The sequence below is a fragment of the Marinobacter sp. 1_MG-2023 genome (genome assembly GCF_030549045.1).
Taxonomy (GTDB): Bacteria; Pseudomonadota; Gammaproteobacteria; order Pseudomonadales; family Oleiphilaceae; genus Marinobacter.
On record NZ_JAUOST010000002.1, the window covers coordinates 713,038 to 732,529 of the forward strand.

The 19,492-nt window shown below is 54.2% G+C and carries 20 protein-coding genes; 11 read left to right on the plus strand and 9 right to left on the minus strand.

The annotated features are described in order from the left end of the window. Positions 1-4: 4 nt before the first annotated feature. Positions 5-1,078 carry an ABC transporter ATP-binding protein gene (locus Q4606_RS09315; protein WP_303607343.1) on the plus strand — a complete coding sequence of 358 codons (1,074 nt, stop codon included), beginning with the start codon at positions 5-7 and terminating at the stop codon, positions 1,076-1,078. A gap of 8 nt (positions 1,079-1,086) precedes the next feature. Here the strand turns inward: Q4606_RS09315 and glpK are convergent, their stop codons facing one another. The 7 genes from glpK to Q4606_RS09350 all read right to left on the minus strand — a co-directional run bounded on the left by glpK (position 1,087) and on the right by Q4606_RS09350 (position 9,917). Continuing rightward, entirely contained in the window at positions 1,087-2,568 is a 1,482-nt protein-coding gene (glpK, locus tag Q4606_RS09320) for a glycerol kinase GlpK (protein WP_303607344.1), read from the minus strand. Between the two features lie 301 nt (positions 2,569-2,869). Beyond that, positions 2,870-4,438, minus strand: coding sequence for an ATP-binding protein (locus tag Q4606_RS09325; RefSeq protein ID WP_303607345.1), 1,569 nt, complete (start codon positions 4,436-4,438; stop codon positions 2,870-2,872). A 64-nt stretch (positions 4,439-4,502) separates the two neighbouring features. Next, positions 4,503-5,240, minus strand: a complete 738-nt coding sequence (locus Q4606_RS09330) for a response regulator (protein WP_303594068.1) — start codon at positions 5,238-5,240, stop codon at positions 4,503-4,505. A gap of 175 nt (positions 5,241-5,415) precedes the next feature. Further along, entirely contained in the window at positions 5,416-5,883 is a 468-nt protein-coding gene (locus Q4606_RS09335) for a peptidylprolyl isomerase (protein ID WP_303594071.1), read from the minus strand. Continuing rightward, positions 5,883-8,093 carry an acetyl-CoA hydrolase/transferase C-terminal domain-containing protein gene (locus tag Q4606_RS09340; protein WP_303607346.1) on the minus strand — a complete coding sequence of 737 codons (2,211 nt, stop codon included), beginning with the start codon at positions 8,091-8,093 and terminating at the stop codon, positions 5,883-5,885. The genes Q4606_RS09335 and Q4606_RS09340 overlap by 1 nt, the downstream gene beginning before the upstream one ends. A gap of 224 nt (positions 8,094-8,317) precedes the next feature. Beyond that, positions 8,318-8,638 carry a hypothetical protein gene (locus tag Q4606_RS09345; RefSeq protein WP_303607347.1) on the minus strand — a complete coding sequence of 107 codons (321 nt, stop codon included), beginning with the start codon at positions 8,636-8,638 and terminating at the stop codon, positions 8,318-8,320. Between the two features lie 241 nt (positions 8,639-8,879). Further along, entirely contained in the window at positions 8,880-9,917 is a 1,038-nt protein-coding gene (locus Q4606_RS09350) for an NADP(H)-dependent aldo-keto reductase (RefSeq protein WP_303607348.1), read from the minus strand. 119 nt (positions 9,918-10,036) lie between these two features. Between Q4606_RS09350 and Q4606_RS09355 the strand changes: the two genes are divergently transcribed. After that, positions 10,037-11,257 carry a glycosyltransferase family 1 protein gene (locus Q4606_RS09355; protein WP_303607349.1) on the plus strand — a complete coding sequence of 407 codons (1,221 nt, stop codon included), beginning with the start codon at positions 10,037-10,039 and terminating at the stop codon, positions 11,255-11,257. Beyond that, entirely contained in the window at positions 11,223-11,795 is a 573-nt protein-coding gene (locus Q4606_RS09360) for a phosphatase PAP2 family protein (protein ID WP_303594079.1), read from the plus strand. The genes Q4606_RS09355 and Q4606_RS09360 overlap by 35 nt, the downstream gene beginning before the upstream one ends. 2 nt (positions 11,796-11,797) lie before the next feature. On the opposite strand, the gene dinB is transcribed toward Q4606_RS09360, so the two are convergent. Continuing rightward, positions 11,798-12,862: a DNA polymerase IV gene (gene dinB, locus Q4606_RS09365; protein WP_303594080.1), complete on the minus strand. Its 1,065-nt coding sequence runs from the start codon at positions 12,860-12,862 to the stop codon at positions 11,798-11,800. A 115-nt stretch (positions 12,863-12,977) separates the two neighbouring features. Here dinB and Q4606_RS09370 point away from each other — a divergent pair, with 115 nt between their 5' ends. The 5 genes from Q4606_RS09370 to minE all read left to right on the plus strand — a co-directional run bounded on the left by Q4606_RS09370 (position 12,978) and on the right by minE (position 15,545). Further along, positions 12,978-13,256: a DUF1244 domain-containing protein gene (locus Q4606_RS09370; RefSeq protein ID WP_303607350.1), complete on the plus strand. Its 279-nt coding sequence runs from the start codon at positions 12,978-12,980 to the stop codon at positions 13,254-13,256. Beyond that, complete coding sequence (locus tag Q4606_RS09375) at positions 13,256-13,645, plus strand: HopJ type III effector protein (RefSeq protein WP_303594083.1); 390 nt, start codon at positions 13,256-13,258, stop codon at positions 13,643-13,645. Before Q4606_RS09370 ends, Q4606_RS09375 begins: the two co-directional genes overlap by 1 nt. Further along, positions 13,642-14,400 (plus strand): septum site-determining protein MinC, encoded by a 759-nt coding sequence (minC, locus tag Q4606_RS09380; protein WP_303594085.1) that lies wholly within the window; start codon positions 13,642-13,644, stop codon positions 14,398-14,400. The genes Q4606_RS09375 and minC overlap by 4 nt, the downstream gene beginning before the upstream one ends. 77 nt (positions 14,401-14,477) lie before the next feature. Next, positions 14,478-15,290, plus strand: coding sequence for a septum site-determining protein MinD (gene minD / locus Q4606_RS09385; protein WP_303594087.1), 813 nt, complete (start codon positions 14,478-14,480; stop codon positions 15,288-15,290). 3 nt (positions 15,291-15,293) lie between these two features. Continuing rightward, entirely contained in the window at positions 15,294-15,545 is a 252-nt protein-coding gene (minE, locus tag Q4606_RS09390; protein WP_303594088.1) for a cell division topological specificity factor MinE, read from the plus strand. 82 nt (positions 15,546-15,627) lie between these two features. On the opposite strand, the gene Q4606_RS09395 is transcribed toward minE, so the two are convergent. Beyond that, positions 15,628-16,635 (minus strand): DUF2804 domain-containing protein, encoded by a 1,008-nt coding sequence (locus Q4606_RS09395; protein ID WP_303607351.1) that lies wholly within the window; start codon positions 16,633-16,635, stop codon positions 15,628-15,630. Between the two features lie 135 nt (positions 16,636-16,770). On the opposite strand from Q4606_RS09395, the gene Q4606_RS09400 reads away from it, so the two are divergent. From Q4606_RS09400 to Q4606_RS09410, 3 genes are all read left to right on the plus strand, one after another. Next, positions 16,771-17,511 carry an START domain-containing protein gene (locus Q4606_RS09400; protein WP_303607352.1) on the plus strand — a complete coding sequence of 247 codons (741 nt, stop codon included), beginning with the start codon at positions 16,771-16,773 and terminating at the stop codon, positions 17,509-17,511. 66 nt (positions 17,512-17,577) lie between these two features. Next, positions 17,578-18,069, plus strand: a complete 492-nt coding sequence (locus Q4606_RS09405; RefSeq protein WP_303594094.1) for an HPP family protein — start codon at positions 17,578-17,580, stop codon at positions 18,067-18,069. A 51-nt stretch (positions 18,070-18,120) separates the two neighbouring features. Then, entirely contained in the window at positions 18,121-19,476 is a 1,356-nt protein-coding gene (locus Q4606_RS09410; RefSeq protein WP_303607370.1) for a PhoH family protein, read from the plus strand. Positions 19,477-19,492: the final 16 nt, after the last annotated feature.

The window sequence follows — 19,492 nt, forward strand, 5'->3', positions numbered from 1 at the left end:
ATTTATGAGCTCGCCCGACAACACCGCTCACAACTGGTTGCTCGAAGTAAACAATCTGACCTGTGGGTACGGCGGAGACGCTGTTGTAAAAGACGTCAACTTCGCTCTCAGCCACGGAGATATCGGCTGCTTGCTCGGGCCCAGCGGTTGCGGAAAAAGTACGATATTGCGGGCTTTGGCAGGCTTTCTTCCGCTGACCGGCGGTGAGATACGCCTGCAATCCCAACAGATAAGCCTGCCCGGAAGAACACTGGCGCCCGAAAAGCGTCGCATCGGTATGGTTTTCCAGGACTATGCTCTGTTTCCACATTTGAGCATCGCCGACAACGTGGGCTTCGGATTACGCGGGCTGGACAAAGCCGAGAAGCGGCAGAAAGTTATGGACCTGCTTCACGTTGTCCACTTGCAGGATCTGGCAGACAACTACCCCCATGAACTTTCCGGCGGCCAGCAGCAAAGGGTTGCCCTCGCGCGGGCGCTCGCCCCTGAGCCGACGCTGATTCTGCTCGATGAACCCTTCTCCAACCTAGACACAGACCTGCGCCGCAGGCTCAGCCTCGACGTTCGTGAAATCCTGAAAACCCTTGGCATCAGTGCCATTCTGGTGACTCACGATCAGCAGGAAGCCTTCGCAATGTGCGACCAGGTAGCCGTACTACAAAGTGGCAAGATCCAGCAGTGGGACGTGCCTTACAACCTCTACCATGAGCCAGTGAATCGCTTTGTGGCAAGCTTTGTGGGACAAGGTGGATTTATACCGGGCAAAGCCGTGGGGCCGGACATCATAGAGTCTGAACTGGGTATCATTCACGGAAACCGGGCCTACAAGTGGCCTCCCGGCACTCTGGTAGACGTGCTTATCCGCCCTGATGACATTGTCTACGATGCGGAATCAGACCTGCGTCCGAAAGTGGTGGAGAAGACCTTTGCGGGCACCTCCACGCTTTACCGGTTCCGCTGCTCTGAAGATACCGAATTCGAGGCACTGTTCAGAAGCCATCTGGACTTTCACCTGGGCGAGTCAGTACCGGTGCGGGTCGAAGCCGACCACCTCATCGCTTTCGAACGCAACAGCTGATCAAAGGATCAGTTGTTGCTGACCCTCTCTATCGCATCCAGCCAGCCCGCGTACAGCGACTCACGCAGCGCGGGGCGCATTTCTGAGTGGAACTGCCGCTCACATTCCCAGAGTTCCGCAATCTGCTCCAGGCTCTCGTAAACACCGGTTTGCAGGCCGGCAAGATAAGCCGCGCCTAAAGCCGTCGTTTCTGTGACCCGGGGGCGATCAACCGTAACGTTCAGAATATCTGCCAGGAACTGCATCAGCCAGTCATTGACAACCATACCCCCGTCGACCCTGAGTGACCCCAGAGTTGCCCCGTCATTCAGAATTGCCCGGACCAGGTCCTTGGTCTGATAACAGACAGATTGCAGCCCGGCCGTAACTATCTCACCAATCCCCGTATCCCGTGTCAGCCCCATGATGGCGCCACGAGCGTGCGGATCCCAGTGGGGAGCACCCAGCCCGGTAAACGCGGGCACCAGATAAACCGAATTTTCCACGCCCACGGTTTCCGCATGGACGGAGGATTCGTTGGCATGGCTTATCAACTTCAAGCCGTCACGCAACCACTGCATGGCGGCGCCAGCCACAAATATACTGCCCTCCACCGCATAGCAGGGTTTGCCACCAAGACGATAAGCCACTGTAGTTAGCAGGCGGTTCTCGGAACGCACTGCTTTCGAGCCTGTATTGGCCACCAGAAAACACCCCGTGCCATAGGTGCTCTTGGCCATTCCTGGCTTGAAGCAGGCTTGCCCTATCAGTGCCGCCTGCTGATCACCCGCGATGCCGGCCACCATGACCGGCGCACCAAGCCAATGAGGCTCGATTTCACCAAAATCCGCCGCACTGTCGAGAACATCAGGCAACAACGAATACGGGACACGAAACAGCGATAGCAGCTCATCATCCCAACGCTGTTCATGAATATTGAACAGCGCAGTTCTGGACGCGTTACTGGCGTCCGTATAGTGCGAGCGCCCTCCCGTCAGATTCCAGAGTAGCCAACTGTCTATCGTGCCGAACGCAAGCTCACCCGCTTCGGCCCGAGCACGGGCACCTTCCACATTATCAAGTATCCACGCAATTTTTGTGGCAGAGAAGTAAGGATCGATCAGCAGGCCGGTACGCTCGACGACCGCGCTTTCATGGCCGTCGGTTTTAAGCTTGGTACACAGTGAGGCTGTGCGCCTGTCCTGCCAAACAATCGCGCGATGGATAGGCTTACCTGTCGCCCGCTCCCAAATAACCGTAGTTTCGCGCTGGTTGGTAATGCCGATTCCTGCGAGTTCCGAGGCGTCAACTGAAGCCTGCTCAAGCGCACCTCGACATACACTGAGGGTGCTCTCCCAGATTTCGGTGGCGTCATGTTCAACCCTGCCGTCACTGGGAAAGTACTGGGGAAATTCCTGCTGATCTGCAGCAACACTGGTACCACGCTGGTCGAACACGATCGCACGGGAACTGGTGGTGCCCTGATCAATGGCAAGCAGATATCGGGTCATTACGAATCCTGGCGTCTGATTGTTTACCGGATTCTAGCAGCAGGTTCCAGGAAATAAGAGCATTGGCGAGGATTCGGGAGAGAAACCCCGGAAAGAAGGTGCAGGTTATGCAAAAAAGAAAAAAAAGGACCGGAAACCGGCCCTCAAATGACGAATGAAACAAGGAAAATTCGTAAGAACCACAACGTAGAAGTCATCTCTTACAACCTGATTATCTGTTTCACCTGCAAAAAGTTCAGTAGTCCTTGTGTAGCCGCTTTGTTACATCAGGTGAGAGCCTGAGACCTGTCTCACACTCTCATCAACAACCTGGCTCCAACGGTTTTTTACGCGGCCAGACCAGGCTAAAGCGAGCGCCACCCAGGCTGTCGCTGCGGCTCACGAACGCCTGCCCGTTATGCCAGTAAAGTATACGGCGCACTATAGAAAGGCCAAGCCCATACCCGCCGGAGGTGCGGGTACGACTGTCATCAAGCCGGGCGAATGCGGTAAACACTTTCTCCCACTCTTCTTCCGGTATACCCGGGCCATCATCTTCCACATCGATCCGACAATGGTCCTCATCAATGTGGCAACGGACCAGCACCTTACCCGCCGCATAGCGCCCGGCATTCCCCACAAGATTCTGGATAGCACGATGGATGTAGCGTGGTTCTACGTCAGCCATAGCCCAACGTTCCGTCGCTTCATCGATATCACCTTCGATGCACAGAGCTGGGCGAACACGCTGCTGCTCCTCTACAACCTGCTTCACAATATCGGTTATAGAAGCTTCCTGTAGCGAAAAGACCGGGCCACCCTGTTCCAGACGTGCGTACGTCAGGATCTCGTCAATCAGCTCATCAAGCTCCTGAATGTCCCCATCAATACCATCAAGTTGTTTCTGAAGAGCTTCCTGGCCCTGGCAATCCTCGATCATCTGTACGCCAAAACGTATACGAGCGACCGGAGTTCTCAATTCGTGGGAAACCGCATGAATCATTTCACGCTGAACATTCACAAGCCGCTGTATGTGCTCAGCCATACCGTTAAACGACACCGCTAATCGAGAGACAATCGTGCCCTCTCCGGCTTCTACACGAGCACCCATTTCACCCCGCGCAATCCGTACCGCAACAGACTCGACTTTGCGCAGGTTGCTGTCCAGGTAACGAAGCGCAAGAAGCAGCGACAGCGCCAGCACACTACCTGACACCACCACTAACATAAGAATGACTGGCCATGCCCAAGGGTTAAAGGGCGCAGGCAGGGTGACCTGAATCAGCTCGCCATCAGCCAGCTGCACAAGTACCCGCCCCTTACCTTTGTCTTGATAGAAAACGGAACCGCGGCTGTGCACCCGATCCAGAACCGCATCATCCGGTAAAGCCCCGGGGCCCTGGATTCTCAGAATGGATAGATTCAGTCCTGCCGCCAGCCGCTCAGAGGCGTCGTCCCGCTCCTCTGCCCCAACTGCATCGAGGTGCATCCGCGTAATCTGCGCAGAGGCAGCAGCTATATCCTGATAGGGCTCAGATGTCCTTAGCTGCAAGGCTTCCCCATGGAACCCGCTCGCCAGAAACCGGTAACCCAGGCTATCTTCCACGGCTACCACCTGACCATAGCCCAACCGCTCACGAATAACCGGAGAGAGCGACAACTCCCCGGCACCTGCAGCTTTGAAGTCATATTGGGAGACAAGCCAGTGATACTGCTGCTCCGGTGCAGGCGAGGAGGCCAGCCAGCGCATCAATGGCTCAGAGAACCGCTCATGCCAGAACTGAGAACGTACGGAGTTGATACCCGTAAAAAGGACAACACAAAGCAGAACCACCAGTGCAGCAAGACCGGCAAGGCGGACGTATAACTTGAGGTAAAACTTCAGGGGCATGTCAACGAACCCTGGCAGGAATACGCCGGCCGGAAACCCCGAGCCGGCGATGAAGACTGAATCGTCAGGCTTCCTTTACAAACAGATAGCCTTTGCTTCGAACCGTCTTGATCCTGCGTGGATGGATGGGGTCATCGCCGATTTTCGGGCGAATCCGGGAGACCCTGACGTCAATGGATCTATCCTGACCATCATATTCGATGCCCCGCAAGGCGGTGAAAATCTCTTCCCGGCTCAACACCCTTCCGGCATTGCTGGCCAGCAACCAGAGCAGGTCAAACTCAGCACTGGTCAAATCGATACTGACATCGCTCAACCAGGCTTCACGCATGGAGCGGTCAACAACCAGATCGTTGAATTGCAGGCGGGTAGGTTCCTCGCCGCCAGCTTCATCCGCATTATTCTGCGAATTTTCTGTCACACGGCGCAGCATGGCGCGAATTCGAGCCAGAAGCACGCGGGGCTTGACGGGTTTACCGATGTAATCATCCGCGCCCATTTCAAGACCAAGCACTTGGTCCAGGTCATCCGTGCGCGCAGTGAGCATGATGATAGGGCCGGAAAAAAACGGTCTTACACGGCGACAAATTGAAAGGCCATCTTCACCGGGCAACATCAGATCCAACACCACAAGATCTGGCTGCTCGTTGCGGATGCGCTCAACCGCCGGGCCTCCATGCGTTTCGACTGTTACAGCCAAGCCGTTACTCTCGAGGTATTCCCGGGTCAGCTCGGCCAGCCGCTCATCATCTTCGACAATAAGAATTCGCCAACTTTCGTTCGTCTGTTCCACGCGGTCCATCTCTGGTTTTATTTTTCCAAGTTCAGTTGTCCATCTGTCTCCGACGATACAGACAACCTGATGTAACAGCAATTATACATGCTATTCAAAAATATACATGGAACGTTCCATCAGTTACACCCAGTCACATACATTGGCCGGATTCACCGCAACCGGAACGAAGCCAACTCAGTTGTTATAGCGGCCGGCCCTGGGCAATTTCTTCGTCTGTCGCCTCACGGCGCCCAATGATTTCCAGATCAAAATACAGGGTAAAGCCAGCTAACGGATGGTTGGCATCAACCCGAATAAGGTTACCGTCAATGCCCATAACCTGAACAATCTGCGCATTGTCGCCGGTGTTGGTTTGGAACTTCATTCCAACCTGAAGGTTTTCCACACCTTCGAACATCGACTTGGGAATCTTCCGCACCAGATCTTCCCTGTGCTCACCATAAGCCATGGAAGGCGGCACGGTTACCTCAAGACAATCCCCGGCGTTACGATCTTTCACTGCCTCCTGGATACCCTTGATAATATCGGGGCTGCCGTAGAGAAAATGCAGAGGCTCACTGCCCTCTGAGGTATCAACCAACTCGCCGAGTTTGTTCTTCAGCACGTAGTGAACAGTAAAAACGTCCGGTCTTTTTTGGGAATCTTGCATCAGGGTTTCGAGTTTCCTGTATCCGATGGGTTTTCTGTCAGTTGCAGGCCGTGGACCACAAGGCGTTGATCCAGTTTTTCACGCAGCCCTGAAGGCTGGTCAAGGCCCATTCGTTGCAGTAGCTCTGTGTAGCGGCCCTCTTCATCTTTGGCCCGAAGAGCCTGCAAGAGAGTGAATAGTTTACCACGGCGGCTCGCCGTTTCAGACTTGAGTTTCTTAAGGGCTTTGCCCAATACCAGCTCCTGATCGGTAAAATCCCGACCAAAGGGAAACGCCGGAAACCAATCTTTGCCGCCAGCCTCTGAAAACAACTTTGCGATGGCATCTGGCGTATTGTTCAGCCAACTCTCCGGAAGCCGGAACGCTGAATCAACCTTTCCGGCTTTCTGGGCCTGGCTAAGCAGAGACTGTTGAAAACGGGAATCCGCAATGCGGATCAGGCGCAGATAGACTTGCTCATCCGGCTGACCGCGCAGGTCAGCAATTCCGTATTCGGTGATCACCACATCACGGAGATGACGGGGAATCGTGCAGTGGCCGTAGTTGAATATAATGTTCGAGACCGCCTCACCCTTGGTTTTGCGGGTACTGCGCAAGGCGATAATAGAACGAGCACCGGGCAGCTCATGCGCCATAGACACAAAATTGTACTGACCTCCAACGCCACTGATCACCCGACCATCCTCAAGCCCATCCGAAACTGCAGCGCCACTAAGTGTGTACATCATTGCAGTATTTATGAACCGGCTATGAACACGCTGAGCGGCCTTGAGACGTTGGTTACCGAAGCGGTGATCATAAAGATGATTAATGAAGTTAACGCTGGTCATACAGATTCGATCACGGTCCTCATCAGAGAGCTCGCGCAGCAACTGATAGAACTGTTTGGGCCCCAGATAAAAGCCACCATGCATGGCAACACCACCGCTTAGCTTGTCCCCTAGCGCCAGGGCCCCAATAGCCTCCCTGGACTCAGGCTTATCCAGATCACCATCCAGCGTATGGTCACCTACCCGCAAGCGACCACCTTTGAATTCAACTTCATTTCGCAGAATCCCGTAACGGGTCAGCCAGGTCACGTCGCGGGCGCGCAAGGGCGAGTCAATCAGCCCTTCACGTCGCAAAACATCCAGAGTTGTCAGGGAAACAGCACTCCTAATCTCACCGTTATTAATCAGCGTTTGCAGATCGGCATGGTCATAAACTTCGCGCCGGAGAATACCCTCCTGCAGAAGATACAGAAAGCCATCCACCATCATTTCGCTGCAGCCGTATAGCCCCTGCTCAAACGGCCCGACACCACCTTCTTTTACTGCAAGGGGGAAGTACTCCGCGACTTTCAGATAGTCAAAAACAGCCTTCCAGGCATCGTTATTCTTGTGGCGCAAAATAGCACTATGCACAAGCGCAGCGCCGAGCGAACCTATGCCCAACTGCAGCGTGCCACCATCCTTCAACAAGGTACTGGCGTAAAAGCCAATCAAATGGTCTTCCGGGCTTATGGCCATCTGGGGCGCGGAAAACATCGGATATTCCGAAGCCTCGTGTTCAAAAATCATATCGAACTGGTCTTCGGATATAGCGGCGTCACGACCAAACCAGGGTAGCTGGCGATTGACTTCACCTACGATAGCTACCGGGGAACCCGCTGCCTCCAGATCTCTGAGCATTGGGACAAGATCCAGAGTCAGGTCCGGGTTACAGCTCATGCTCACCATGCCCGGAGAGTCATGCAACTCACCCGGCGCGACCATCTGGGCGACTACATTCACCCCCATATCCATCAGATCGCGCGCCGCGTGCGTGTAGTTCGTGGATATGTAGTGGCGCTGCTGGCTCCGATTGTTGAGGGCACTGCCGGCTTTGAAAAAGAACTCCGAAACCTGAACATTGGAGGGCAACCGGTTATTGCTGACATCCTGAGCATACTGCAGGTCCGGAATGCCATCGTACAGGCGTTCCGCTATCGGACCCATAAAGCGTTTTTCCAGAGAGGAACTACCTGAGGGGGCGAGTAATGAAAGCGCTGTGAATATCCGCAGATCTATCTCCGGATCGTCCTTTGCCCTCTGATAGAGCGCATTCACAAAGCGGATCGGCTTTCCAAGCCCCAAGGGCAAACCCAGCGTAATCTTTTTACCAACCCGGCGGATTACCTCATCCACACAACGTTCCGTGTCATCCAAACGCTCAATGCTGTTTACCGCCATATCAAAACCCTCATTGGTCGATCAGCTTTTATAATATGAGGATCATCACATGACCTATGTGATCAGACAATGCATCAGATCATGAATACGACCATTAACCGGCCTTGAGCCCACGGGACAGAATAAGAGAGGAGGTAAAACATATCGCTCAAAGCGAGCGCGAAAAGATCTTAAAGCGGGATTAACTGCGAACTAAAAAAGTGCGAGGGGTGCGGTAACCGGGATCAGAACTTCCACTTCAGATTCAGGCAGGCGCCTTCATTCAAAAGTGCAATCCCATGGTCGGCCTGCGCAGGCTGAGAGGCGTATTGCTTGCCCGTACTCTCGCTACGAACCAGCGACAGACTCAGCAAGCGCGACCCGATTTCGGCAACGGCATCAGCGTCGTCATCATAATCGCCAGACATCCGCTGCTGTAGCTCGTAGACGTCTTCAGTGGTCATGATTTCGCTCAGTTCATCAAACCCGTGCCCAGCAGCTTCGGCGCGAACTACAAACGCGGCGACGTTGAGAACCAGCAATGTGATAAATATGCGAATAATCATGATGTTTGCGATGACCTTTCAACCGGATCAGAAGTTTACTTATACCATAGCCTAAAGTCTAACCCCTGAGCGGCGAAAAGATGTGAAATTGCACACAATTGCGACGCCTTTTTGTCACAGCTTCACTCACTTTTTGTCAAAAAATGATCCCCTGTATTGCAGAATGTAACAGCCAACCTAACCAAAACAAAAATAGCTATACTATTCAATAATTTATAATCAAGCCAAGCCGTATCTTTCATCACGGACAAGGATAGGTAAACTCCCCGTGAATCGCCTCAATCGCTTCAAGTGTATCCGGGCTTAGCTGCACGCTGAGCGAGCCGAGGTTTTCCTGAAGCTGCTCCATGGTGGTGGCACCAATAATATTGCTGGTCAAAAAGCTCCGGCTGTTTACAAAAGCCAGGGCCATCTGAGCCGGGGAAAGATTGTTCTGGTGGGCAAGTTCAACATAGGCGCGAGTTGCATCCGCACCACCCCCGTTGTTGTAGCGGCTGAAGCGCTCAAAGAGTGTAAGGCGTGCTTTTTCAGGCCACTTACCACCCATGTATTTGCCAGTTAGCATCCCGAAGGCCAGAGGTGAATAGGCCAGCAAGCCAGTACGCTCCCGGTGGGCAATTTCCGCGGTACCGACTTCAAAAGACCGATTCAGCAAATTATAGGGGTTCTGAATGCTGGCGATCCGCGGCAAGTCTAGTTCTGTGGCCAGACGCAGATATTCCATAATGCCCCAGGGCGTCTCGTTGGAGAGCCCTATATGCCGCACCTTTCCCGCATCCACCAGCTCTCCGAGGGCAGACAGTGTTTCCTCTATCGGCGTGAACTTCTCTTTCGGGTCGTGCTCATAACCAAGCTTGCCGAAAAAGTTGGTGTTACGGTCCGGCCAATGCACCTGGTAAAGATCGATATAGTCCGTCTGCAAGCGCTTCAGGCTGGCATCACAAGCTTCAATAATATGATTGCGGGTCAGGCGGGGGCCATTGCGCAGATAGCTCAATCCGTTGCCAGGCCCGGCGACTTTCGAGGCAATCACCAAATCGTCGCGGCGCCCGCGTTGCGCCAGCCAGTTGCCCAGGTAGGTTTCAGTCAGCCCCTGGGTTTCTGCACGCGGCGGCACCGGGTACATTTCTGCCGCATCAATAAAATTCACACCTTCAGAGGTCGCGTAATCCAGCTGTTCAAAAGCTTCCTGCTCAGTGTTCTGCTCGCCCCAGGTCATGGTTCCCAGGCAAATCAGGCTGACGTCAATGTCGGTACTTCCAAGCTTTCGGGTTTGCATAGCGTTAGCGTCTCCGCTTCAGATTATTGAGCGAGTAATGAAAACGTCGCAGGAGTGTCGCGTAACTGTCACTCAGCTCTCTCATAGTGAATGCACGCAAAGCAACTCCTGGAAGCATCGTGATTAAAAGCAATCAGGCTAATCCGCGAGAGCAACACATTACCATCGTTTCTGAAACGTTTCCGCCGGAAATCAATGGCGTTGCCAATACGTTGAAACACCTGTGCCAGGGACTCATTCAGAAGGGTCACAGGGTCACTGTTGTTCGCCCACGGCAACGTGGCGAACGCAAGAACATTGCGCCAACTACAAATGAAGCCTTGTTCTCCCGGGAATATATTGTGACCGGCCTGCCCTTGCCCGGCTATGCAGACCTGCGGTTCGGTGTAACCACCAGCGGCGAACTCCGGCGACTCTGGCAAACCAACCGGCCGGATACAATCTATGTGGCCACCCAGGGGCCTCTGGGCATAGCTGCCGCGTCTGCGGCCCGAAAAATGGGAATACCGGTCAGCTCAGGATTTCACACCAACTTCCACCAGTACAGCCGATACTACGGCGTCGGCGTTCTTGAAAAGCTGCTTTGCAGCTACGGCCGCTGGTTTCACAACCGCACAGCCATCACCCTGGTTCCCACCAAAAAGATGCAGCAGGTCACCGCAAAAATGGGCATCACCTCCACCGGTGTCTGGAGCCGCGGGGTCGATTGCAATCACTTTGCACCACACAAACGGGACGAATCACTTCGCGCAAGCTGGGGGCTCGACGACAACAGCCCCGCAGTGCTTTATGCGGGGCGGCTAGCCGCAGAAAAAAACCTAAAAATGGCGGTGGCTTGCTACGAACGCATACACAAGCTGCACCCCCGGGCCAAATTTGTGCTGGTGGGCGATGGCCCCATGCGAAAACAACTGGCCGAGAAACACCCCGACTACATTTTTTGCGGCACCCAGCGGGGCAATGATCTCGCCCGCCACTACGCCTCCTGCGACCTGTTCCTGTTCCCAAGCAAAACCGACACCTTTGGCAACGTTGTGCTTGAAGCAATGGCCAGCGGTCTCGCCGTCATTGCTTACGATGACGCCGCAGCCCGGGAACACATCCGGAACGAGGAAAACGGCATAAAGGCTCCGCTGACCATGGATGAGAAATTTGTCAGCGGAGCACTCCGGCTGATTAACCAACCAACCCTGCTTAACCGTATTCGCGAGCAGGCCCGGCAGGATGCCCTGAAACTGAGCTGGAATTCGCAGATAGAACAATTCGAGCAGCTCGTGCTAAACCAAAGCCCAAAGGCCCGATACTATGCAAACAACAAGCAAAGCATCTCGCTTCTTTGAATCGGCAGATCAACGCGAGTACGCCTTCTGCCAGCGCATCAACCGAATAGTCAGATTCCGGGTAGTACTCCATTACTTTCAGCTGGTGAGCCGTTTGGGTGACGGATGGTTCTGGTACGCACTGATTCTAGCCATCCCCTTCCTGAGTCCAGAATCTGGTGCCGGCCTGGCACTGCTGATGACGCTGACAGGTCTGACCTGCACCCTGACCTATAAACTTCTCAAGCACAGGCTGATCCGCGAACGACCGTTTATATCCTTTCCTTCTATTAATTGCGGTACGCCGCCACTAGATCGCTACAGCTTTCCTTCCGGACACACACTTCACGCCGCATGCTTTCAGGCCATGCTGTTCGCCACCACACCCACCCTGGCACTCGCCACTCTTCCATTTACATTAAGCGTGGCCGCATCCCGGGTTGTGCTCGGACTGCACTACCCTACCGACGTTGTAGCTGGGGCCTTGATAGGAAGCCTGATGGGTTATCTGTCAACTGTGTACTTTCTCACCGATTTCATCGCCTTGTTTCCAGGCTGACATCAATCGAACAACCGGAGCTGGGTGACGGGCGCATCATCATTGCGAAAACGCACACCCAGGCCCAAAAGGCGGACCGGCCGCTCGCGGTTGGTTACCAGCTCGGTCAGAAGCGGCAGATAGTCCTCAAAAGCCGGCTCTTTTATATTCTCCCGCACGCGTTCCAGTGTGTGCGTGGAAAAATCACTGTACCGTATTTTGATAAACAGCTTATGGATGGGCTTCTCGCGACCCTTGCGGGAAAGCCGCAAGTTAAGGTCGGCAACCAGTGATGCCAGCACAGTTTCGCAGGCCGACATGTCGGGTAGATCCTGAGAGAAGGTACGCTCGACACTCACAGACTTGGCAATCCGCGAAACAACCACGGGCCGATCATCCCGGCCATAGGCCATTTCGTGCAGGCGATATCCCTGTTTACCAAAACGCTCAATCAGCACCTCAGCGCCCAGCGCCTGCAAATCACCACAAGTCTCTGCGCCGAGTGCGTGTAGTTTGGCCGCCGTCACCTGCCCCACCCCGAACAGCTTCTCAATCTTTAGATTCCGCACAAAATCGTCGATATCCTCGGGTTTTACTACAAACAAGCCATCAGGCTTTTGCCAGTCGCTGGCAATCTTGGCGAGGAATTTGTTGGGCGCCACACCCGCAGAAATGGTAATCCCCACCTCATTTTTTACCCGCTCCCGCAGGTAACGGGCCATTAGAGTGGCACTGCCCCGGTGATCAGCAACATCAGATACATCCAGAAAAGCCTCATCCAGAGACAAAGGCTCAACAAGATCTGTGAGTTCGCGGAGGATTGTCATAATCTGCTGGGAAGCTGCCCGATAACGGGGGATATCCGTTGGCACGGTTACCAGGCCCGGGCACAAACGCCGGGCTTCACTGCCCGGCATAGCCGAACGCACACCAAACGCGCGGGCCTTGTAATTACAGGTAGTGACAACACCTCGGCCGCCTGCACCGCCCACGGCAAGGGGAACATCACGCAGAGTTGGGTCATCACGCATCTCTACTGCCGCATAAAAGCAGTCACAATCCACGTGGATGATCTTGCGTTGAGGCATAATGACTGCGCTCGCGTCGGGTTTCTGTACATTTATACAGCCTTGTATCTTAAAGTAAGATGCTGAGAATGTCAGGAACCCCTAAGATCACTACCTGATATCATCGAGAGGCCTCATGACAAACCCCATTCCAGACTCAGAACGCACCGAGATAGAAGCAGCCGCATTTCGTCGCCTGGTTGGGCATTTACGGGACAACCCGGAGGTTCAAAACATAGACCTGATGAATCTGGCCGGGTTCTGCCGCAACTGCCTCTCCAAATGGTACCGGGCTGAGGCCAGCGAGCGAGGCTTTGAGATCTCTGACCCCGAAGCCCGCGAAGAAATCTATGGCATGCCCTACGAAGAGTGGAAGGCGGCTAACCAGACCGGCCCCAAGCAGGATCACAAATAATGAACGTGAACGATGCACTGCGTATCCACCTGGCTTCGCTGGATGGTGGCCATGCGGATTTCGGTGACACCCTGGCGCTGATCGAACAGCACTTTCATTACGAGCCGACGGGGTTCCATAACGGTCCGGAATTCAATGCAGCCGGTGAGAACGCAGGCTCCTGCCAGGTATTTGGTATAGCTCAATACTGCAATCTGAACGAAGCCGACACTCTCAAGCTATTTGCGCAGCATTATCAGCAGGTTCTGGACAACCCGGCGGATGACAGCCACGGCAACATCCGGCAGTTTATCAGCACAGGCTGGTCCGGCATCCGTTTTGATAATGCGCCGCTGCGCCTGCGCGAAGCACCATATGAGCCAGACATCAGGGAAGAGACCCATTCATGAGCGACACCGCCACCTCCGGGGTAAAACAGGGGTTCCAGCTGAGAAGCGCCAGCGTTTCCATGACAGCGCTCGAACTCTACTACTTCGACGATAACGAATTCGAAGAATCACTGAAGAACACGATCAGCCAGGCTCCCGGCTTTTTCCGGGATACCCCTCTTATCATCAGCCTGGAAAAATACGAAGGCCTGGACAGCGAGCTGGATTTTTTCAAAATTATCGGCACCTGCCGCCGAAACAACATCCACGTGATTGGCGTTCGCGGCGGCACAAATGATCAACGCCGTCTGGCCAGGGGAGCCTCTCTAGCCCTGATGCCGGGCAACGGCCAGAGAGATCGGGCCCATGAAACCGGCGCCGCACCTGAAAAAGTACCAGAGTCCCCTGCTGCACCTGTACCTCCGGCGGCGCCGGCAGTCGTTCCGGCCAAGATAATCACCCAGCCCGTTCGTTCGGGCCAGCAAGTCCTTGCACCGGAGGGAGACCTGGTTATTCTGTCATCGGTTCAGGCGGGCGCTGAAGTGCTGGCCGCAGGCAACATTCACATCTATGGACCACTGCGAGGCCGGGCCCTGGCAGGTATCCACGGTGCCGAGTCTGCAAGAATCTTTTGCCAATCACTTGAGGCAGAGCTTGTGTCCATTGCCGGACACTATAAAATCTCCGAAGATCTTCAAGACAGTGGCTGGAAAAACGCTGTACAGATTCAACTCAGGGACGATCTGTTGGCGGTAACGCCACTGGATAAGGCCTGATACCGGAATCGAACCTAATAATTTGACCGGTTTAACCGGCAGACACGACGAATCCACCGAGAAACAGGAATTGAACCTTGGCCAGAATCATTGTCGTTACCTCAGGAAAGGGCGGCGTTGGTAAAACCACCACCAGCGCCTCCATAAGCACCGGGATTGCCAAGCGTGGCCACAAAACCGTCGTGATTGACTTCGACGTAGGCCTACGCAACCTCGACCTGATCATGAACTGCGAACGCCGTGTAGTGTATGACTTCGTAAATGTCATACAGGGCGAAGCAACGCTGAATCAGGCGCTGATCCGGGACAAACGGGTCGATACGCTCTATATCCTCCCAACATCCCAGACCAAGGAGAAGGAAGCTCTCACTAAAGAGGGCGTTGAAAAAGTCATCAACGAACTCTCCGAAACCTTCGATTACATCATCTGCGATTCGCCAGCAGGCATCGAGCACGGTGCGATGATGGCTTTGTACTATGCGGATGAAGCCGTTGTTGTAACCAATCCCGAAGTTTCCTCCGTTCGGGACTCGGACCGCATTCTGGGCATTCTGCAAAGCAAGTCCCGACGCGCTGAAATGGGCCAGGATCCGGTCAAGGAGCATCTACTGCTGACTCGTTATAACCCGGACCGGGTTGAGCGCGGCGAAATGCTTTCTGTCGGGGATGTTCAGGAGATTCTCGCCATTCCGTTGCTGGGCGTTATCCCCGAAAGCCAGATTGTTCTCAACTCCTCAAACCAGGGGTTGCCGGTTATTCTGGAAGCCGAGAGCGATGCCGGCCAGGCTTACGATGACGCAGTTGCACGCCTTCTGGGGGAGGAGCGTGAACAACGCTTCATGACCAACCAGAAAAAGGGCTTCTTCTCACGGATGTTTAAAGGAGGCTGACGGATGAGTTTCCTCGATTATTTCAGAGGCAAAAAGACCAGCTCTGCCAATGTGGCAAAAGAGCGGTTACAGATCATAGTGGCTCACGAACGCGGCCAGCGCGATCAGCCCGATTATCTGCCGCAGATGCAGCAGGAGCTGCTGGAAGTGATCCGCAAATATGTCCAGATCAGTGATGATATGGTGCAGGTTGAAGTTGACCGTAATGGCAGCTGCTCCGTTCTGGAACTGAACGTTACCCTGCCGGAACGCTGAGCCAGTTCAGGCCAGACAGACCGACATAACAAAGCACCTGTCCGTGTTCTGCGGGCAGGTGCTTTTTACTTAGGCCTGGGCGCTACCACCGGGCGAAATGATCCTCTACCAAGCCCTTCAAGCCCTGAACAGCAACTTTCTTGCCCTCCTCATCAGTAAGGGTGCCATTAAAGGTACCAACATACTGACGGAAATTAGACGCCAGTATGCCTGCATTCAGTTTCTCCTTACGCGCCGCTGCCGGTTCAAAATGCAGATCCACCCGCCCATCTTCAGTGGTTACATGCCAGTCGCCGCCAGGGTGGTATCGGTCGAAGTGAAACCGGGCAGCACCGAGCTTCTGGCATTGCCCGCCCAGCCATAGCGCATTTTCTGTCATACCGGTTTCATTAACGCCAGCGGCCAGATTAAGCCCTATTGAACGGCCATCTGTTAGTTGCCCGGCCAGGCTCGCCCAGTTCCAGGCGGTTTCACGGCGCATGAAACCACAACTCCAGTCAATGGCGCCATGGGAGGCCTCGTCACACCGCCAGATGCGATGCCCCCAGCGAATTTCACCCTCTACCGACAAACCCGCCGACTTACGGGTAAACACCCAACCGTTGTAACCGGCAGGGCACACAAGCCGCAGAGGATCATTATCCTCTGTCAGCCTGAGCTCCACGCGTATACCCCCTGGGGCAGACACCGAAATAGACCGCCCCCCGGCAAAAGGCAGGATACGCATGGAAACATCCCCTTTAATGAAGGCAGCTGAACCATGCTCCGGGTAGGGTTCTATTCGAGTCCCCCTGCCCAGGGGGCTCATAAAGCTGTGCTCAAGCATCTGCCCAGATGCGAAATCATAAAGGTAGAAAAAACCATTCCCCAATAGTTTCAGGTCCACCATCGCCAACCCGAATACCCACCCCGGGCCGGTCGCACTCACAAACTGGAACTGGTTGAAACGCCAACGCCGGGCCAGCTTGGAACGCGGGCGATCCATCACCGTTCGCAAGTCGTAATCCAGATAGTTTATTTCGTCTACCGGTTGGTGAAGCACACCCGGAGAGATGTGCCCTTTCGCATCGATCAGCTTTGTGTTGGTCATGTTTATAGTCAAATCAGGCCGTTTTCACGAACTGCTTCCCCGGGCCGCTACCTGGTTCACAATCCCCGTTTCGGGAGCTATAAGGCCCAACACCTCGTGTTAGACTCAGCCCACGATAATAAGGAAGTGTAGCTTATGAGCAAGACCGGAGCCCATGGCTTGAGACGCTGGGCCTCAGTCATCAGCGGCGTAATTTGCGCCCTTTTGGTTTCAGCCATGGCCGCGGCCACAGCCCGCGCGGCACTGCCCGCCGAAAACAGCGAAGCATGGAAGCTGCGCAAGGAGGTTGGCGATATTCGGATCTACACCACGGACCAGAACGACTCCAGCTTTCAGGCGTTCAAAGCGGAAGCTCTGCTCGACGCGCCCATCGAATCCGTCATGGCCGTGATGGTGAACCCCGCATCCTGTGTCGAGTGGGTACTTAACTGCACAGAATCCTATGGTGTAGATAAAAACAGCTTCAACGATCGCTACGCCTACTCAGTAAACGACATGCCATGGCCGGTGACAGACCGGGATTATGTGCTTCGCATTCGCACCCGGGGAAACGAAAGCTCCGGCGAAATCACCATGGAAATGAGCGCCACTCCCGGCAAACGGGCAGAGAACAGCAACCGGGTAAGAGTTGACCGTTCAGACACTCTGTACAGGTTTACCCCCGAAGGCCGCAAAACCCGAATGATATGGGTACAACATACCGATCCCAACGGCGCCCTCCCCGGCTGGTTGGTGAATACACTCCTTGTCGATATACCCTTGAGTTCCATGCAAGAGCTGCAACGGACAGCAGGTCTGGAGCAGTACCAGGGCTTCCGGCTGGTGTACGACGAAGATGGTCAACTGGTTGATGTACGGCAACCGCATGACAACTGAGACGTGACGGACAGAAAATGAAAGGCTAAGCTTTGATGCAAGACTTCCCATGGCAGAGATCACCCAATGACAGTGCTCGCATTTGAAATAATGACGCCCAGCATCAAGGCCGTACCTCAATCCTGGACAATGGATCGTCTGGCCCGATTTCTGACCGATAACGAAATAACCGGCAGCCCGGTCACAGATGAGTCGGGCGAAATTGTCGGCATTGCAACACTCAAAGACATTACGGAATTCCGCTGGAATGCCAAGCAGTCTGAGGCCGACAACGAACTTACAGAAGAGGACCAGCAGGAAGCACGTCGTTTGCGCATGGTGCTTTTTGAGGAAATGGGCAAAGTTCCGGTGGAAGTCCGGGATATCATGACACCCATCGTTTTATCGGTAGACGAGATCACGCCCGTACGCGATATAGCAGAGATCATGATGCGAGAGCACCTGCATCGTATTTTTGTCACAAGAGATTCAAAAATAACCGGTATTGTAACTACCTATGATATGCTGAAAGTCATCTCGAATGAGGAGCTTACGAAACGCTGCGCCAGTAACAACTGAACCATCACAGAGGTAGCGCCTGCTATGCCCGAAGCACCGGCAAAACGAACAATGTATGTCCTCGATACCAACGTCCTGATCCACGACCCGAACGCCCTCCTGAATTTTGAAGAACACGATGTCATCATTCCGATGACTGTCCTTGAAGAACTCGACGGCCTTAAATCCGGCAAGCAAAGTGTAGCGGCTGATTGTCGCCAGGCAATCCGCAACATTGACCGACTGCTTGGTGAGGCGAGCCCCAAGGATATTGAAAAAGGCGTTCCCATTGTACGGGCTACAAAGGCAGAGCCTCTGGGCACTCTGACCATTTTGATGAGTACCGAGCACACCGGCAGCAACTCATTGCCGGAGCATCTGAACGACAACAAGATTATCAATACACTTGCTGCGCTTCAGGAGCGGCACAAGTCCCGGGACATCATTCTCGTCAGCAAAGACATCAACATGCGGCTGAAAGCCCGTGGCTTTGGTGTTGAGGCCCAGGATTACCATAACGACCAGTTGGTTGATGATATTGACCTGCTGCCAAAAGGCTACATCGAATTCCCGAACTCCTTCTGGGACACCATTGCCAAAGTGGAAACCGTGCAGCGGGAAGGGGTAACTGAACACGTTCTCCAGCGGGAAGGCGAGCTGGCCAAACTCAACATCAACGAGTTCGTACTTGATGAGCAGGGGTTTATCGGCAGAGCCGTCAACATTACCGATACCCAGGTAATCATCAGGGATCTGCACCAGCACGATCTGATGAATGAAGAAGTATGGGGCCTGGTGCCTCGGGATATCTATCAGGCCATGGCCCTCAACCTGCTTCTGGACCCGGATATCCATCTGGTGAACCTCACCGGTTCAGCCGGTTCAGGCAAGACCATTCTGGCGCTGGCTGCCTGCATCGAGATGACCGTTGCAAGCAAACTCTACAAACGGATTATCGCCACACGCTCAACCCAGGGCCTGGATGAAGACATTGGTTTTCTGCCCGGAACCGAGGCGGAGAAAATGGAGCCCTGGCTGGGCGCCATCGTGGATAACCTGGAAGCACTGCACGAAGACGATGAGAACATGACAGCCAGTGTGGACTATATTCTCAGCAAGGTACCCCTGCACTTCAAATCCATGAACTATATTCGAGGCCGCAGCTTCCAGCACAGCCTGATCATTATTGATGAATCCCAGAACCTGACTCCGCACCAGATCAAGACCATCATTACCCGTGCGGGCAACGGTTCCAAGGTAATCTGCCTGGGCAACCTGGCGCAGATCGACACACCTTACCTGAGCGCTTTGAGTTCCGGCCTGACCTACATGACCGAACGCTTCAAGGCCTTCAACCACGGTGGGCACATTCACCTGCAAGGTGTGCCGCGCTCGCTATTGGCGGAGTTTGCGGAAGCTAACCTGTAGAACGGGTTGGACAAGG

Coding starts and splice junctions, on each gene's coding strand:
- Q4606_RS09325 (WP_303607345.1), bottom strand. CDS start 4,438: ATGCCCCTGAAGTTTTACCTCAAGTTATACGTCCGCCTTGCCGGTCTT.
- Q4606_RS09375 (WP_303594083.1), top strand. CDS start 13,256: ATGAACGTGAACGATGCACTGCGTATCCACCTGGCTTCGCTGGATGGT.
- Q4606_RS09370 (WP_303607350.1), top strand. CDS start 12,978: ATGACAAACCCCATTCCAGACTCAGAACGCACCGAGATAGAAGCAGCC.
- Q4606_RS09405 (WP_303594094.1), top strand. CDS start 17,578: ATGACAGTGCTCGCATTTGAAATAATGACGCCCAGCATCAAGGCCGTA.
- Q4606_RS09410 (WP_303607370.1), top strand. CDS start 18,121: ATGTATGTCCTCGATACCAACGTCCTGATCCACGACCCGAACGCCCTC.
- dinB (WP_303594080.1), bottom strand. CDS start 12,862: ATGCCTCAACGCAAGATCATCCACGTGGATTGTGACTGCTTTTATGCG.
- minC (WP_303594085.1), top strand. CDS start 13,642: ATGAGCGACACCGCCACCTCCGGGGTAAAACAGGGGTTCCAGCTGAGA.
- Q4606_RS09340 (WP_303607346.1), bottom strand. CDS start 8,093: ATGGCGGTAAACAGCATTGAGCGTTTGGATGACACGGAACGTTGTGTG.
- Q4606_RS09395 (WP_303607351.1), bottom strand. CDS start 16,635: ATGACCAACACAAAGCTGATCGATGCGAAAGGGCACATCTCTCCGGGT.
- Q4606_RS09400 (WP_303607352.1), top strand. CDS start 16,771: ATGAGCAAGACCGGAGCCCATGGCTTGAGACGCTGGGCCTCAGTCATC.
- minE (WP_303594088.1), top strand. CDS start 15,294: ATGAGTTTCCTCGATTATTTCAGAGGCAAAAAGACCAGCTCTGCCAAT.
- Q4606_RS09345 (WP_303607347.1), bottom strand. CDS start 8,638: ATGATTATTCGCATATTTATCACATTGCTGGTTCTCAACGTCGCCGCG.
- Q4606_RS09360 (WP_303594079.1), top strand. CDS start 11,223: ATGCAAACAACAAGCAAAGCATCTCGCTTCTTTGAATCGGCAGATCAA.
- Q4606_RS09330 (WP_303594068.1), bottom strand. CDS start 5,240: ATGGACCGCGTGGAACAGACGAACGAAAGTTGGCGAATTCTTATTGTC.
- Q4606_RS09315 (WP_303607343.1), top strand. CDS start 5: ATGAGCTCGCCCGACAACACCGCTCACAACTGGTTGCTCGAAGTAAAC.
- Q4606_RS09350 (WP_303607348.1), bottom strand. CDS start 9,917: ATGCAAACCCGAAAGCTTGGAAGTACCGACATTGACGTCAGCCTGATT.
- glpK (WP_303607344.1), bottom strand. CDS start 2,568: ATGACCCGATATCTGCTTGCCATTGATCAGGGCACCACCAGTTCCCGT.
- Q4606_RS09335 (WP_303594071.1), bottom strand. CDS start 5,883: ATGCAAGATTCCCAAAAAAGACCGGACGTTTTTACTGTTCACTACGTG.